At 48.2% G+C, this 13,817-nt stretch carries 10 protein-coding genes and 1 tRNA gene; 3 read left to right on the top strand and 8 right to left on the bottom strand.

Annotated features, from left to right (window positions below):
* Positions 1 to 25 precede the first annotated feature (25 nt).
* The 3 genes from ACR6Z4_RS23770 to ACR6Z4_RS23760 form a co-directional block, all read right to left on the bottom strand.
* On the bottom strand, positions 26 to 475 hold the full coding sequence (locus tag ACR6Z4_RS23770; RefSeq protein WP_479719818.1) for a GNAT family N-acetyltransferase: 450 nt from the start codon (positions 473 to 475) through the stop codon (positions 26 to 28).
* Positions 450 to 908: an NADAR family protein gene (locus ACR6Z4_RS23765; RefSeq protein ID WP_479719817.1), complete on the bottom strand. Its 459-nt coding sequence runs from the start codon at positions 906 to 908 to the stop codon at positions 450 to 452. Before ACR6Z4_RS23765 ends, ACR6Z4_RS23770 begins: the two co-directional genes overlap by 26 nt.
* A gap of 97 nt (positions 909 to 1,005) precedes the next feature.
* Positions 1,006 to 1,563, bottom strand: coding sequence for an RNA 2'-phosphotransferase (locus tag ACR6Z4_RS23760; RefSeq protein ID WP_479719816.1), 558 nt, complete (start codon positions 1,561 to 1,563; stop codon positions 1,006 to 1,008).
* Between the two features lie 429 nt (positions 1,564 to 1,992).
* On the opposite strand from ACR6Z4_RS23760, the gene ACR6Z4_RS23755 reads away from it, so the two are divergent.
* The 3 genes from ACR6Z4_RS23755 (at position 1,993) to ACR6Z4_RS23745 (ending at position 4,409) form a co-directional block, all read left to right on the top strand.
* Positions 1,993 to 2,077, top strand: a tRNA-Ser gene (locus ACR6Z4_RS23755).
* 260 nt (positions 2,078 to 2,337) lie between these two features.
* Positions 2,338 to 3,483, top strand: coding sequence for an ATP-grasp domain-containing protein (locus ACR6Z4_RS23750; RefSeq protein ID WP_479719815.1), 1,146 nt, complete (start codon positions 2,338 to 2,340; stop codon positions 3,481 to 3,483).
* Between the two features lie 17 nt (positions 3,484 to 3,500).
* Entirely contained in the window at positions 3,501 to 4,409 is a 909-nt protein-coding gene (locus tag ACR6Z4_RS23745) for a succinate--CoA ligase subunit alpha (RefSeq protein WP_479719814.1), read from the top strand.
* 250 nt (positions 4,410 to 4,659) lie between these two features.
* Here ACR6Z4_RS23745 and codB read toward each other — a convergent pair whose 3' ends face one another.
* The 5 genes from codB to ACR6Z4_RS23720 all read right to left on the bottom strand — a co-directional run bounded on the left by codB (position 4,660) and on the right by ACR6Z4_RS23720 (position 13,642).
* Positions 4,660 to 5,961, bottom strand: a complete 1,302-nt coding sequence (codB, locus tag ACR6Z4_RS23740; protein ID WP_479719813.1) for a cytosine permease — start codon at positions 5,959 to 5,961, stop codon at positions 4,660 to 4,662.
* A 174-nt stretch (positions 5,962 to 6,135) separates the two neighbouring features.
* Complete coding sequence (locus tag ACR6Z4_RS23735; RefSeq protein WP_479719812.1) at positions 6,136 to 9,045, bottom strand: TIGR02921 family PEP-CTERM protein; 2,910 nt, start codon at positions 9,043 to 9,045, stop codon at positions 6,136 to 6,138.
* Between the two features lie 29 nt (positions 9,046 to 9,074).
* A complete protein-coding gene (locus tag ACR6Z4_RS23730; RefSeq protein WP_479719811.1) occupies positions 9,075 to 9,785 on the bottom strand; it encodes a hypothetical protein in 711 nt (236 codons plus the stop codon).
* A 40-nt stretch (positions 9,786 to 9,825) separates the two neighbouring features.
* A complete protein-coding gene (locus tag ACR6Z4_RS23725; protein WP_479719810.1) occupies positions 9,826 to 10,557 on the bottom strand; it encodes an actin-binding WH2 domain-containing protein in 732 nt (243 codons plus the stop codon).
* 415 nt (positions 10,558 to 10,972) lie between these two features.
* Complete coding sequence (locus ACR6Z4_RS23720) at positions 10,973 to 13,642, bottom strand: M1 family aminopeptidase (protein ID WP_479719809.1); 2,670 nt, start codon at positions 13,640 to 13,642, stop codon at positions 10,973 to 10,975.
* Positions 13,643 to 13,817 lie beyond the last annotated feature (175 nt).

Below are 13,817 nucleotides of genomic sequence, written 5' to 3'. Positions count from 1 at the left end.
CATACCCCTATCCAAATTTCATAGCCTAAACCAGCCAGTGTGTCATCAAATAACGGTCTTGATCGATAAAGCCTAATTTGCGATAGACCGCCTGGGCATTGAGATTGCTGTGTTCTACTTCTAAATGCAGAGCATTCACCTCTAAAGATCGACACACATCTTCTAGAAATTGAAAGGTGGTGCGACCAATGCCCTGTCCGCGATCGCCCTCACGGATATACACCTCATCCACAAAGGCATCTCGTCCCCCATACTCCAGGCTATAGCCCAGCGTCAGAACGACATAGCCAATGATCTGTTGATCACGGCAAATAAACCATACACGTCCCCATTCTGGATGATCCACCAGTTTTGTCACAGCCGTACGCGCCCAATCCCCATCAAATGGATGGCGATCGTAGTCGTAATACTCTTGCATCAGCACCAGCAGATGTTCACTATCAGACAATTCAACGGGCTTGAAACAAATTGCCATCGCGTAACATGCCTCGTACTTCCATCAAAATCAGGCCTAATTTATTTTCACCACTGCCATCTTTGCCACATCCCCAGTAATAATCAATCGGGGAGTTTTCTACCAATACTTCATCCGCTGTTGCCAGCAAAATGTCTTGGATATCTGCATGAGTTTTAAACTTTTGCAGTACCGCACGGCGCATGACATCATCCTTCACCTGGTTCCAATCCGATCGTAAAGGCAAGGTGCGATCGCGACCTAAATTAGCCGCATCTTTCGGTGTTTTAGCCTGTTGCACTTGCTCCAGGTACGGTGTGCCGACAAACTTTTGGGCTTGAAAATAATGTTCGCTGGTTGCCCAATATAAGTCATCTAACATGAACCCATGCGCTGAAAAATTTGAAAAACAACCGTAAGGCTTTTCGCGTTCAACATAAAAGTAAATAGTCATACTTGCTCCTTTGCAATTCATAATGTACTTCTTTTTAAGAGAGCAACGGCTCTGCTATCACTCCTTTAAAAGAAGTAGTTTTTTCAACCCACGACTCTCAATCTTCAGCCTTCAGCACGGCTAAATACTCCGGTGGAACTTCATTCACTAACCAAACTCCGTTTTCTGAGCAATAGAAAATAAACCCGGCGTGTTGCATTGCTATTGTATCGATGGCAAAAATCACGGGGCGACCATGCCGCATGCCAACTTTGCGAGCAGTTTCGACATCTTTCGACAAATGCACATGATGCCGTGCCATTTTGACCAAACCAGATTGCTGAATTACGGAGACTGATTTTTCGCCCGTCCCGTGATACAGAACATCTGGAGGGGTTTGCGGTTCCAGCTGTAAATCAACATCAACACTATGCCCTTGATTAGCACGAATCCGTGTTTTTGTTGAATCAAATGAAAACCGTTGTTTGTCGTTAGCTGCTACCACGTCCTCTAATTCTGCGCGAGTAATAGGAAACCGCTGTGCTGCACACGCCGATAACAACTCATCCACCGTCACCCACCCTCCCGGAGCTAAGGTTAGACCCAGGCGATCGGGCGTATGTCGCAGATGCTTACTGAGATATTTGCTAATTTTGACCTGTCGAGTTTTTTCCATGCTCTCTGCTTATCTCCCCTACCAGTGATAACGTGCTATTGCTTACAGCGCTTTGCGCTTGGATATGTTTAGATTTTTTGTCGTGTGCCGCGCAGAGCGCGGCACACGACAAAAAATCTGTGGCTTAAGCAATTGAAAATTGCTGTAAGAGCGGGATTCAGCAATGCCCTTGGGGGAGTGAGCGATCGCCGTCATCCTAAATACAACCCATGCTACATTGTACTACAGGCAAAAATGGAAGATTTCGGGCGTTGCTAAATTGGGCTATGAAATTGGGTATGAGCGCCGCGCGGAGTGAAGTTATTTCTACAATCGGTATCATCCGTGCCATTGCAGCGGATAGTTTGCCTGAGTTTGGTGTAAAATGCCCTTACTTGCCTACAATTGGTTAAGGTTGGGTAAAGACGCAACCCGCCAATTTATATGCCTGGAGAGGTGGCAGAGTGGTCGAATGCGCTCGACTTGAAATCGAGTGTCCCGAAAGGGACCGTGGGTTCGAATCCCACCCTCTCCGTTGAATTGACCAGACGGTTCCCTGACTGACTCAGACCCTTATTTTTATCGTTGCCAAAAGGTACAGAAGTAACTTTGACAACGGAATTGATCGACTCATACACGGTTAGATGGTTGATTAAATCGAGTAGATTGTTCATAATGGGCATTCTTAAATTGATAGATTTAATCTCCAGCCTCGAATGGCGGAATCAGCTGCTCTGTTTAAGCTGGGTACAACTATTTCCCGTTGCAGGGGTGCTGCTCAATTTCTAAATTTCTATGAATCTCCTCGAATATCAAGCAAAAGAGCTATTTCAGCAGGTTGGCATTCCGATTTTGCCATCCCAGTGCATTGACCATCCGAGAGACTTAAAAGGCTTAAAAATCCCTTATCCGGTTGTGCTCAAGTCTCAGGTCTATAGTGGAGGCAGAGCAAAAGCCGGGGGCATCCGGTTTGTTGAAAATACGATCGATGCGGTTGCCGCTGCTCAGGCAATTTTCCATTTGCCCATCATGGAGCAATATCCACAGGTTGTATTAGCAGAAGCAAAATACGACCCCGATCAAGAACTCTACCTGGCAATTGTGATTGATCAGTCTTCGCGCCGTCCGGTGCTGTTAGGTTCCCGTCAGGGTGGCGTAGAAGTCGAATCGTTTGCTCAGCAGATGCAGCAGGTGATTGTCGATCAAGAATTTTCACCCTTCTATGCGCGTCGGTTAGCGATTTTGATGAATTTGCAGGGCGAGCTGATTACCTCGGTCAGTTCTATCCTGGAAAAAATGTATTGGCTATTTATTCACAAAGATTTAGACCTGATCGAAATCAACCCGTTAGCCGTTGACCCCATGGGAAAACTGATGGCTCTGGATGGCAAAGTGTCGGTGAATGATGGCGCATTGGGACGGCATCCTGACCTACTAGCACTGAAAGCCAAAATCCCGGTGAATGGGGCAGAGTTAAATTTAGGTCTAGATTTGGTGGAATTGGGTGGCAATATTGGCATTGTCTGTAATGGCGCAGGGCTGACGATGGCGACCCTCGATATGGTGTATAAAGCAGGTGGAAAACCCGCAAATTTTCTGAATTTGGGGGGTGAGTTTCGCCATGACATCCCCCCCGATACGTTGCAAGAACGGCTACGGCAAGGGTTAGAACTGGTGTCGCAAAATCGCAATGTTCGCGTCATTCTGGTTAATCTCTTTGGCAACGTTACCTCCTGCGAACAAATGGCAGAGACTCTGGTGACCTATCTGCAACGGCGATCGCGTCCGAATGTGACCTTGCCACCGTTGGTGATTCGCCTGGTTGGGCGTCAGTTAGAGCAAGCCAGGGATCTGCTGATGCAGCTAGAATTGCCATTAGTAGACAGCTTAGATGAGGCGATCGCTAAAGTCGTTGTGATTAGCCATGCCAAAACGGTTTAATGCTGAGGGGAAAGGACATGAACTTTACTGCAAATAGCAAAGTTTTGGTGCAGGGTATTACTGAACCACTCGGACGGGCATATGTCCCGTTGATGCTGACCTATGGCACCCCGGTTGTGGCAGGGGTGTGTCCAGGGAACGGCGGCACCGATTGGCAAGGGGTGCCTGTATTTGACATGGTAGAACAGGCGATCGCCACTGTGGGCATGGTCGATACCACCGTGATTTTTGTAGAACCGTATCTGGTTTTAGATGCCGCGTTAGAAGCGATCGCCGCTGGAATTCCGCAAATTATTTTAATTACAGAAGGGGTTCCGCCGCTGGATATGGTGCGCCTGATCCGCAAAGCCGAAGCCACTGATACATTAGTGGTCGGTCCCGATTCTCCCGGCATTATCGTACCCGGAAAAATTCTACTGGGTACCCATCCACCAGACGTTTATACACCCGGTCAAGTTGGCATTATCAGCCGCAGTGGCACATTAACCTATGAAATTGCCCATGAGCTAAACCAGGCAGGCTTTGGACAATCCATTGTAGTGGGCATTGGTGGCGATCGCATTGTCGGGTCGTCGTTCCAGCAATGGTTGCAAATTCTCGAAGAAGATGAGCATACAGACGTGATCGTGTTAGTCGGTGAAATTGGTGGCGATAGTGAAGAAGTTGCCGCTCAATACATTGCCGAAGCTATTGATAAACCCGTTATAGCTTACATCGCTGGGAGAACTGCGCCAAAAGGTCGGCTGATGGGACATGCCGGGGCGATCGTGGCAGCAAAAATATCCGATTCGGGGGTTGAAGTCGGTACACCGGAAAGTAAAGTTTCAGCTTTCAAACGGGCTAAAGTGCCTTTGGCAGAACGTCCCTCTCAAATCCCAGAATTAGTTAAGAAAGCTCTACACCCCACCCGCAAAAAAGTAGCCTGATTCAGGTCGGTATCCTCATAAACATAACGTGAATAATGTTTTGGGAGAGCAAGTTTTAATGGCGCGATGTCCACGATAGTGATATGTGGGAGCCGCGCAGAGCGCAGCTCCCACATATCACTCACAATCTACCCACATATAGCGTTGTGCAGGTTGATTCAGTACGGTGTTGTGGGGCGCTCCGCGCCCCACAACACCGTTTCTGTACTTAACGAACTTGCACACCGCTATACAACCCGCGATCGCTGGATCAGTCTTGAATGGGTTGAGGAATGACTTTGATCAAAATGGCATAAAAAATAGCAGCAGAAATAACGCCATTCAAAGGAGCGACACCGAAACTAAACTGGTTAGAGAAATGGGCGACTAAGGCGGCTGCAATGTAAGCAATGACCCCTGCCCAATTGAAGGCAGGCAAGCGGGTTTCTAACGAAGGAAACTGACCCCGATGACGCAGCCAAAAATCGACCATGACAATACCACCCACCGGAGGAATGACCGTGCCGAGTAAAATCAGCCAATTAATCATGCCCTCATAAATGCCGCTGAGCGCCAGACACAGGGCGAACGTAGCTCCACCCAAAACAAAGGCATGACGTTTGGTGGTACGGAAAAAGTTATTTCCAGCCACCGCAAAGGCATAGATGGTGTTGTCTTGCGTGGTCCACACATTGAGAATCAAAAGAATCACACCTGCCACCAAGATGCCCTGTTTTGCCATGGCTTGAATCAAATCTTCACTGCCATATACCAGGGTACAGAACGCACCTGTGAACACGAGTAAACCATTCGTAAAAAAGAAAGCCAGCAGGGTACTGCCGATGGCATTTTTGGCAGAGTCTGCAAAACGACTCCAGTTAGTGGCTTGAGTTCCACCTGAAATAAATGTACCAATGACGACGGCTAATGCTGCCCCAAATGGCATCGGTTCGGTGGGCTGAATCGCTTGAAGCGCCGCTAAACCTCCGGCATCTCTAAAGCCAATCAGCAAGCTAACTACTATTAGAATTAGCATGGCAGGTACGGCTAGACGGCTGAGCCAATCCATCGCGGTGTAGCCAATGTAAGCCGTGACACAAAAGGCGTAGGTAAAAAAGACAATTGCCAGCCACTTGAGCGAATCAGGGATGCCAACAATTTGAGCCAGGGCATCAACGACGAAGGCATTGGTGACGGCGTACCAACCCACCTGGGTAAACCCCAAGATAAAATCGACCCACCGCGAACCGACGTTACCGAAGCTAAACCGCGACATTAATACCGTCGTCAGACCACTTTTATAAGCAATGTAACTGAGTGCCGCACAATAGGCTCCCAGTACGAGATTGCCAATTAGAACAATCGCCAACATATCTGAAAAGCGAAAGGCGGGTCCAATCGTGCCACCGGCAAAGAGAGTTGTGGAAACTAAAGCAAAACCAATTAGCAGAGGAGCCAAAGACCAAATGGGTTTGCGTGCATCCATAGGCACGGCTGTCAGGGGATAGTCTTCTCCTGCCTGTGATTGGTCAATCGCCTCCGCTCCAGTCCGATCCGTCCGAACATCTACCATTCGTACATGCCCCTATTAAAAAGTCCTACATCTATTTTGATAGGGCACATTCTCGGATGGAATCAGGGAAGGAGTGGTATTTTAAGTCACATTAGAGCCTGTAGCAAGCCTCAATGGGGTGAAGTCCAGGATTATTGTAAGAGAGCCACGCGAAGCGTGGCTCTCTTACAAGATCTAATTCCTTATTGCACCGCTTTTGAGAGAGCTGCGGCGGCTCAGGGGAACTAGCGTTCCAGATCGAGAGCGGCGGCGAGTCAAGATTAGAGCGATCGCCACTACACCCATACCAATCACCGTTCCAGGCTCTGGCACAGAGGTGACATTAAGAGGATTGTTGGGTTGAGTTAATGTTTCCTGACCATCTTCTAGTTCACGATCGAAGCGATCGCTATTTGCTTCAGCTTGTTGGAGTAACTCTCGCTGGCGATCGTTCACTAAGACGAGCATAGATGAGTAGGGTGTCACGATTTCCGTTTGTTTGGCGATCGCATGAACAGCATCTAATGCAGCGATCTGAGTCATATCTTTTTCGCGGCTGAGTTTCAAGATCAGCTGACGAGCAGCTAATGGTGCAAACCCATTGTTTGCATGGTTTGGCAGTCCCACCATCCCTGAGGAGGGTAAGGGTTCAGCCGCTTGTGAATCTGTTGATTGTGAATCTGCTGCTTGTGAATCTGTCGATTGTGAATCTGTTGACGGAACATCCGTTAATGCCGCATCTGTTGATTCAGCAAACCAGGCATAGCCATCGATAACACTGACTACAGATTGCCCCAGCGCCGATTCTGTGGCTAATCGCTGTAACACCGCCGACACATCCGTCGATACACCCCCTTGAGTCCGTTGAATGGTTTGCAAAACATCATCGCTATAGGCAATGGGTAGCTTATCCCCCAGATGAACAACCCAGAGGGGACTGGCGATCGCAGATAGGTCTGTTTGATCCTGAGCCAGTTCATAACTGCCTTCATCGGTCACTAAAACAATAGCGTCATAGGGTGTGTCTCCCTGAAGTTGAACAAACTGCTGCAACATCTCAGAGATATCTAACGAGCCATAGAACGTTACGGTTTCTGGCTTAAATGACGTGAGATCATCAATCCGAGTTGGACTGCCCCCAGCTGATGCTGTTAGATAGACATCAGCGTCGTCGTCCATGCTGTTTTGTTGTAGCCAGCGAAACGTATCTGATAATGCTTGTGTATGGGTTTTCATACTCCGCGAACTATCCAACACTAACGCCATCTGTTTTGCGTGAGGTAGGTGATAGTCGGGTGCGGCTAACGCTTTCGCAAAGACACGATGTCCGTCTGGGAAGGTCGCTTCAAGCGTATCGGAGACGTGCGAATTTTGCACAGGCAAGTAGTCTTCTAACCAGGTATCGTCTGCAACGGTTACCGGGTTATTATTACGATGACGCGCCAGATCCTTAGTCCAGAATACATTACGCTTTTCAGCGAGATGAGGTAGCGCCCACCCCTGGGCTTGACGCATAACGTCATAGGTCATCCACAGGTGTAATTGTCCAGGCAGCGTCTCCGTTTCTTGAGCGGGAATGGGAAATACGCGTAAGCGATATTGCTGCGGTCCAACCTGTTCGAGCAAGGCTGGATCGTCTGCAATGGTAAAGTTGCTGCGTTCGACTTCGCCGTTGTAAACCTGTTGTGCGGCACCCCGTGGTGAAACGGTAAAGCGAAAGCGCTGATCGAGATTCGGATTATCACCCAGCCACACTCCCGTAATCACGGCACTTTCGGGCAAGGAAAAGGAATAGAAAATTTCTTGATCGAGAAATGTAGGATTTTGGTAGTGCTCATACAGTTCTACCTCTGCCCAGTCCCCATGCTCTTGGACATGGACCTGCTGTTGGACAAGTTGGACAACTTTTTGATCGATGTTGAGCAAACCCGCTTGGACTTCATCGCGGTTAATGGTTGATTCCAGCGCATGTTTGATGGCAGGTCGTTCTGCTCGTTGAATCGGGGCATCGAAAAATTCGGCATAGAGGTTCGCGGCTTTGTCAGCATCGGAGCGATCGCCCTGATACAAAAACGGGGATAGCCAATGATTGTGAAACTCTTGCCAGGACTGCGCTTGCGGCTCTGAAAGGTCGAACACATCCCGGTACATTTTTCCCAGTTGGTTGCTTTCTTTCCAGGGACTGAGGTAGCGGTAGGAAGAAAGATAGGCGTTCAGCAAGCCCTCGCGAATAGAACGAGATTGAGTGATTAACTCCTGGCGATCGCTATTAGTTACAGCAGGTTTGTCCAAGAGTTGAAATGCTTGCACTTGGGGTTGTTGTTGCAACAGAGCAAAGATAAGGAACCAGGCGATCGCAACGGAAAACGTAGCTAATTTTGCCTTAAGCGTGCCGTACTGCTTCTCAAATGCTGAGAAAATTCGCCACCAGGAACGTGTATACATATTCACCAGGGCGAAAGGCATGGCGAAAAATAGGGTGCAGCTCAAGCCAAATAAAAACATAAAGGTGATCGCCCACCAGATCCAATACAATGTCTCCAGGCTGAGCGCATCCCAAATGACCGTTAGCCAATGAAATTGGAAGAAAGCATAGACAAAAACGCAGAGCGCTGGCACCGTGTAAAATGCCAGCAACGTGCCGACATAAACACCCGTAATCAACAACAGCGTATGGCTCAACATCTGCAACCAGGCAAGCCCTTGTCGCTGTGCTGCATAGCCACACAGCAGTTCTACGGTAAATGTCAAAATACAAAAGGCAAGCGTTCCCAGAATCTGGCTACTGGCAGGAGTCAGATCCCGGATGATGAACAACCGCAGTAAGCAGAGAGCAACAATGGGTGCTTCAACCCCATAAAACAAGCGCATTAGCAAAACAGGATGTTTGCGTAAGCGCCACCAACCGACGAAGGTGCAAAGGGTGGGCACCCCAATCAGTCCGGCAATGCTCAAGAGAATCGTGGCAGGAATTTCTCCGGCTAGGGCATCTTGTAAGAGTTCTAACCCAAACGCTTGGACAAAGCCAACGTAAATGAACAGCAAAAAAATCAGATTCCAGATCCAAAAAATAGCACTGCATAGAACATGGACAAATGTTTTCATGGCGAGTGGGCGTAAGGTGGGTAATGGGGTTATAGCTTTTGTATTTCTCGATGCACACTCAGATTGATTTGCAAAGCCTGATTCAAAAGATTGCTATAGTCGTCTACCTGGCTATTCAAACTGAGAGCCATTAATGCAGTCAGGTTGGTTTCAAGATCTGCAACGAGGTCATAGCGGCGATTGATTAATCCTTGCTGACTACGCATCATTTTTTGTGCTTTTAAAGCGTTAACTAAGGTATCTTTTGTGATTTGCAACGCTCGTAAAACTTCATGACGATTTTGTAAGCGATCGCTGTGCATTTTAGAGGGTTCAATCGACTCTAACTGATCCAGAAACTGAATGACGTTTACAATTTCGTTAAACTTCTCAATTTCATAAATCAATTTAGCGATCGCCTGATTTTTTTGAGCCTGTTGCCAAAGATATACATTCCACAGCACCACAATCAGCACAGTCTCTAACAACAACCCCAGCAAGAGTTGTCTTATTTCGCTTTGGTCATGTGGAATTAACCCAGTATTCCGTAGGGCAATCAGGTTAATCGGCATGATAAAAATCAGACCGAGAATCAAGACAAACCCTTCCATAAATAGCAACGAAAACCATTGCTTGAAGTGTTTATACTGGATCACTCTATACATGGCGATCGCCATTCGATCAGCAATATCTAAGCCACCCAGTTCATCGACCTCTTCGGGCGCAATGTGCAATTGATTTAGATTTGGATCTACATCCACCGTTCATTTCTCCATGGGATGATTGATTGAAGCAACGCTACTAATGCCCGAACCCTAAGGCTCGTGTGATCGTGAAGAAGATGTGGGCATAGAAGTTACTTTCCAGGGGACGAAAGATTTCAAACTCTTGACCAGGCGCGCCGAAGAAGGGGCGTAATGTCCAGCCCAATTGACTGCCGACGAAACCGTAGAGAATCAACCAGGTTCTGACAATATTCAAGCGTTGAGGATTTGCTTTGATCGACGGTTCATCCCCCAATACTGGCTCGCGTGACGTACGGTCTCGGGCATCATACTCGGTGATATACACCATACCGCGATAGAAAAAATTCACCCCAATGAATCCAGTAAAGGCAAAGATAGCAACATTGAGAAATTTAAAGAATGCATAGTCATTTAAAGAAAGACGAAAAAATAGTGCAATTGGTGCAAAGGCAAACAGCATGATGCTAATGGCAGAGGTGGAAGCCAAAAGCAATGCCAGGTATTGGGCAAACGTGCGAGATGAGCCAGAAATTACTTCAAAAAAGTAGAGTGCAGGCAAACAAATAATCAGGGTGATGAGATATAAAGCAGGGAGTTTAATCGCAGACGCCAATACTTGCAGCCACCCACTGGAAAACCCAAGAATTGCACCATACAAGGCTAAAAAAGTAGAGCTACAAATCATCAACGAGACGATTTTACTTTCGATGCGCTTGCCTTTGCAGATGTCTTCGAGGAAAGCTTGGCGATCGCGCAGAAAACTCATCAAGAGGGAAAAGTGATTCATCAGTGGTGTCCTGAACGCTATGAGGGGACACTTTTCTCTCTTGGTTTAGACCTATTTTTTTGGGGACACAGACCTGAACTTTACAAAACTTTGTTATATAGCAACCGTCGAGACGGTTAAATCAGGAGGTTATGTGAGAACCCGCGCAGAGCGCGGGTTCTCACATAACCTTTGTCCTAATCAACCCCTCGACGGCTATAACCGTATGCACCTATACCGATTTAATGTGAAGCTGCGTTTTATTTAACCCCTGGCTGTCGCCGTCCCCCTTGCCAAGGGGGACTACAGGGGGTTCTAGTTTGGTACAACAAACCTCGGGCTTAAATTCAATTCTCAAGTGCGTCGATTATGTTTGTTGCGTGAAAGCCTCGCGGAGCGAGGCTTTCACGCAACAGGTGGATGTCTTCTCAAATTCCTACTTCACTTTTGCCTCCAGATTTTCTAGCCGACTCTTTAGATCCTGGTTGTCTTTCTTCAGCTGATCCAGTTCTTCTTGCAGCTTTTTCACAGCCTGGTCTTGTCCGGCAGCTTTTTGAACCCGTTGGACGGCTTCTTCGGCAATCCGGCGCACGCGACCATCTGGGGTACGTTCGGTCAGGGAGTGCAAAATGCCGATCGCTTTAGTCGTTTCCATTTGTCCCAGAGCAATCACAACGGCTACCTGAGTCAAAAAGAAAGCGTCATCGGCTAGCTCCGATAAGCGATTGAGGATGCGTTCTAAATTAGGTTTGCTCTGCCCCGTAGAGATAGTACCCAGTGCCCGGATTGCTGCCAGCCGCAGCGGTTGGGGAATGCCTGGGGTCGTATAGTCCAGAATCAGATCAAGGGCTGCTTCCGACGTTTTGAGTTGGCTGAGTCCGGCGATCGCCCCACTGCGTACCGTTTCATTCCAACCTGCCCGATGTTCCAGCACCTCTTTCAGCAATTTAAGAATTTTCTCTTCTTTCGATTTGCCGTTGAGTGGGCTGGCAGCAAAGCCACCCAAACTGCGTAATGCAGACGCTTCGACGTAGTAGCTGGGATCACCTTTTTCAGCGATCGCTTTCAATGCTTTGTAACTATCGGGTGCTTTAACGCTGGCGATCGCCTCGACCACTGCCCGACGCACTCTGGCTTCGTCGTCTTTGAGACCTTTTACCAATTCCTGCAATGCCTGGTCAAGTTTGATCGATGCCAGATGCTCAGCCACTTCTGCCCGCACACCCCAAAACCTATCGGTTTCGAGCGCTTCAGCCAGGGCTTTGACCGCTTCTAACCCTGCTTTCTTGGCTAACGCCTCAGCCGCCTGAATCCGGGCAACGGGGTCAGGCGCATACTTCAACTGGGCTTGCAGTTCTGCCACAGGATATTCGAGCGACACGGTTTTTAAGATCGCGTTGCCAGCATCAAAACAAATGAACTGGGGCTTGTTTTCCAGGGGAAAATAGAAACTTTGCTCTCGCTCATGCACCCGAACGGTAAAGGTTTGGAACGATGTAGCCGCAATGTCAGCGGGTGCGGATTTCTCGGCATGTTTGTCCTTGGACTTTTTGCCCTTATCCTTTTTCGCGTCTCCGTTGGTATCGTTGACAAAGCCAAACGCCAGGGGAATTTTCAGGTCAAACAACCCGCTACTCAACCCGGTTTCACCTTCCTTGGCTTGGGTTTGGGTGATGGTTAGTTTTGCCAGTTTGCTGTCGTTATCCCAGCTATAGGCAACTTTATAATCGGGATGGCCGCCGCGAAAAACGTATTGATCAAACAAAAACTGCAAGTTGCGTCCGGTAGCTTTTTCGATCGCCCTTAAGAGATCAATTGTTTCTACCGTGCGGTGGGCGTTGTCGTTGACGAACGTATGGATGGCGCTAAAAAACAACTCGTCACCCAGTTCTGCCCGAATCATGTGATAGACGCACGCCCCTTTTTCATACAAATGGCGATCGTACAGTTCGATCGCTTCTCGATAAATATGGGTGACAATGGGGCGACGGTAGCGGTTGCTGTCTTCCGAAATGTAGCTTCGTGCTTCGCCCAATAGATAGTAGGCAGCAGCATCTTTGCCGTATTCGTGATCTGTCCACAATACTTCTGAATAAGACGCCATGCCTTCTTTAATCCAGGCATGAGACCAGTGTTTAATCACCACCAGATCGCCAAACCATTGATGCGCCAGTTCGTGGGCAACCAGGGATTCCGTGCCTCGGTTATCCAGGGCTGCCCGTTCGTCTAACAAACAGCGATCGGTCAGAAGCGTGGTGGAGGTATTTTCCATGCCCCCAAAAATGAAATCGTCTACGCAAACTTGTGCGTATTTGGGATAGGGATAAGGATAGCCAAAGGTTTCGCTAAAAAACTCGATCATCTCAGGCGTTTTGCCCATACTGCGACGGGCATCGTCTTCGCGTCCCTTTTCGACATAATAGGTCACGGGTTTGCCTTGCCATTCGTCACGCAGTTCGGCAAAGTCTCCGACTGCCAGCGTCATCAGGTAAGTAGGGTGGACTTCTTTTTGTGACCAGTGGTAGATTTTGTCGGTTCCGTCTGCTTGAGTGTCGATCAGGTCTCCGTTAGAAATGGCAATTAGATGTTTGGGAACCCGTACACGAATTTCAGAGGTTGCCAGTTGTCCGGGATAGTCGAAACAAGGGAACCAAAAGCGGGAGTCTTCATCTTCGCCTTGTGTCCACACCTGAATCGGTTTGTGGGGATAGTGCTGATCGGGAGCAATAAAGTAAATGCCGCGTTGGGGATGGTCGTTGGCATAGGCGATCGCCAGTTCAATTACTTTCCCGGCTGTGCTGGGTTGTTTCAAATGAATCTGGAGTTGCTCGCCATCATAGTCAAATGTCTGGGCTGTTTTGCCAATTTTGACCGATTCAATCGTAAGGTTGACCGCATCTAAGATCAGCCGATCAATGCCACTGCGAACGGGATTGATCTGGATTTTACAAGTCCCCTGATAGCGTTGGTTAGGAATATCTAACGCTAAATCAAGCGCAATGTGTTGCACCTGACCGGGGCGATCGGGGTTGTAATGGGGGCGTGCGCCGGGAAGTTCAAAGGATTTGTAGCCGTTGTTGTCAGAATCAAAGAAATGCTGCGACATGGGGAGAGCCAACCTTACACAAAATCGAGGAGAAAAACGATGCAAACCGGATTTCCGGTGTTTTTTCTTTCCTCTTTAATAAGGAGTTCATTGTAGCAATCTCTGCTGTCTTCGCTGCGAATTCGCTGGGCGAGTTATTTAAGTAGCGGCACGATCAAGCCAGGTTCAGCGCCCG

Source organism: Calyptranema fuscum S582 (assembly GCF_055793305.1).
The sequence above is the reverse complement of the archived record's forward strand: the minus strand, read 5'-3'. Positions and strand labels throughout refer to the sequence as shown.

What these genes read in the sequence shown, in the direction of transcription:
- ACR6Z4_RS23770 (WP_479719818.1), bottom strand. Translation starts at nt 475, where the DNA reads ATGGCAATTTGTTTCAAGCCCGTTGAATTGTCTGATAGTGAACATCTG.
- ACR6Z4_RS23765 (WP_479719817.1), bottom strand. Translation starts at nt 908, where the DNA reads ATGACTATTTACTTTTATGTTGAACGCGAAAAGCCTTACGGTTGTTTT.
- ACR6Z4_RS23760 (WP_479719816.1), bottom strand. Translation starts at nt 1,563, where the DNA reads ATGGAAAAAACTCGACAGGTCAAAATTAGCAAATATCTCAGTAAGCAT.
- ACR6Z4_RS23750 (WP_479719815.1), top strand. Translation starts at nt 2,338, where the DNA reads ATGAATCTCCTCGAATATCAAGCAAAAGAGCTATTTCAGCAGGTTGGC.
- ACR6Z4_RS23745 (WP_479719814.1), top strand. Translation starts at nt 3,501, where the DNA reads ATGAACTTTACTGCAAATAGCAAAGTTTTGGTGCAGGGTATTACTGAA.
- codB (WP_479719813.1), bottom strand. Translation starts at nt 5,961, where the DNA reads ATGGTAGATGTTCGGACGGATCGGACTGGAGCGGAGGCGATTGACCAA.
- ACR6Z4_RS23735 (WP_479719812.1), bottom strand. Translation starts at nt 9,045, where the DNA reads ATGAAAACATTTGTCCATGTTCTATGCAGTGCTATTTTTTGGATCTGG.
- ACR6Z4_RS23725 (WP_479719810.1), bottom strand. Translation starts at nt 10,557, where the DNA reads ATGAATCACTTTTCCCTCTTGATGAGTTTTCTGCGCGATCGCCAAGCT.
- ACR6Z4_RS23720 (WP_479719809.1), bottom strand. Translation starts at nt 13,642, where the DNA reads ATGTCGCAGCATTTCTTTGATTCTGACAACAACGGCTACAAATCCTTT.